We start from the raw sequence: 375 nt of genomic DNA, 5'->3' as shown, positions 1-375 counted from the left end.
CCGTCCGCTTATGCCCAACATCTGGCAAACACCGATATCATCAACCCCGGACTCTAAACCCGATCGCTACTCAGGGCGGGGGGACGTCGGTGCGATAATTCAAACCAACATTGACGCATACCATGCAAAGCAGTGTGCCGCGGACGAGATCATGGATTCTCTTGAGCGCAACTGTGGTGCCAATGGCTATTCTTGGTGACAGTGTCGGTTCTTACACTGCGTGTTCGCTGCAGCGCGCAACCAACAATTCGTCAAGCCGAAACCACATCGTGGCGTCGACCACGTGTCGACTCCCCATAAAATTGATCCATCCATCACTACAGGTCTCCGGGCACACTAGCCACCGAGGAGACTAACGATGCGCAAGAGCAAGTT

General features: G+C 54.1%; 1 protein-coding gene. It reads left to right on the top strand.

Features of this window, described 5'->3' with window-relative positions; translation table 11 throughout:
- Positions 1-199, top strand: a 199-nt coding sequence (locus XdyCFBP7245_RS24725; RefSeq protein ID WP_425479771.1) for a hypothetical protein, incomplete at its 5' end; no start/stop codon positions are given.
- Between the last annotated feature and the right edge of the window lie 176 nt (positions 200-375).

Origin of the sequence: Xanthomonas dyei (genome assembly GCF_002939865.1) — a bacterium.
Taxonomy (GTDB): domain Bacteria; phylum Pseudomonadota; class Gammaproteobacteria; order Xanthomonadales; family Xanthomonadaceae; genus Xanthomonas; species Xanthomonas dyei.
The sequence above is the reverse complement of the archived record's forward strand: the minus strand, read 5'-3'. Positions and strand labels throughout refer to the sequence as shown.